Source organism: Limnohabitans sp. (genome assembly GCF_040400975.1).
Classification (GTDB): Bacteria; Pseudomonadota; Gammaproteobacteria; order Burkholderiales; family Burkholderiaceae_C; genus Limnohabitans_A.
In genome coordinates this window covers 1-1,198 of the sequence record NZ_JBBAPF010000129.1, presented here as the reverse complement: position 1 = coordinate 1,198, position 1,198 = coordinate 1, and the positions used below count along the sequence as shown (strand labels likewise).

Annotated in this window: 1 protein-coding gene; it reads left to right on the top strand. The window is 53.2% G+C overall.

From position 1 onward, the window contains the following. Positions 1-519: 519 nt before the first annotated feature. A partial coding sequence (locus ABWQ00_RS16155) for a hypothetical protein (RefSeq protein ID WP_353239681.1) occupies positions 520-1,198 on the top strand: 679 nt, incomplete at its 3' end.

Here is a 1,198-nt window from a genome sequence, read left to right as displayed (position 1 = left end):
ACTGTAGTGCTGCGGAATACCACCAGATCATGGAAGCCGCCACTGTTGCCACCAAGGTCCCTTTTGCTTTCTATGCTGCGCAGTGTGCAGCCGCAAGAGCCATATAGTTGGCAGCAGCATGCCACTGCAGCCAAGCCTTTTTTCCAAAACAGCACAATGAGCACTGTGGCTCCCGCATATGACAGCCGGCACCTGTATGACAGCCGGCAAGTTGTGGCAGTGCTGCGTGCATCACGGCACTGCCGCTCTCTCAAGGAGTCGCTCAGGGCCGAAACAGTCAGTGACATGAGGCCATTGTTGTCGGCACACTTTGGCAGGCAAGGAGTTCTGGACCAAGGTCAGGGCCAGGGCCAGGGTTGGAAAGTGCCAGGCGAAAAGGCAATACGGTTGGCTCGCCGACGTTTGGATGTGTGTGCCATGTTGGCAAACCGTGTGGTGTCAAAGTCAGTGCCAACCTTTCACTATTTGGCATTTGATGCTAGCCCCCAACGGTCTGGCCATGAAGTTTTGTGTGCACTTATGAGCATGTCATTGCGAGACATGTGTAGTGCCAGTGAACACATCAGGCCCGAAGATGTAGTGGTTCGGAAACTTCCAATTTCTGCACTGGGGCAGGGCCGGTTCTCCTTGGCGGACAAAGTCGCCTGTCTGGTTCATCAAATATGGCTGGATTATGGGCCTACGGAGGCTGATGTCTGCCAGTTCTGTCTCTCTGTGCGTCAATGCCTCAGTGATATGGGGACAGAACATGGAATCTGCAATTACCGAAATGTGGTTAGTGATGTTCTATTGGGTAAAGTGGATACACACCCACCTGGGCATGGGATTGATAACTTGCAAGGGCCCCAGTGTTGCCCAGGTGAAGGGCCTGCAGAGTTTTTGTTTCCATTGGCCTTGCAGGTCCCCGGGTCACAGCATATCATTGATTGGGTGTTGCGCCGTGCTGTGATGTCATTCCAGTGGTTTCCGGTATGGAATGCCCTTGCCAAGCTTCTTCTGCATTTTGTTCGTTCTGTGAATCAGCGGGAGAGGCTGCAGGCTTTTATCACGGATCACGCTGCAGACAGTGCTGCCAGTGCCCTACTGAACAAGTCTTTGTCGGCAGCTGGGATCCGGTTCGCAAATTGGAGATGGCAAACACTCCGTGAGGTCACTCAGACACTTCTTCGCATGCAAAAGGCATTGTGCTTTGTTGCTG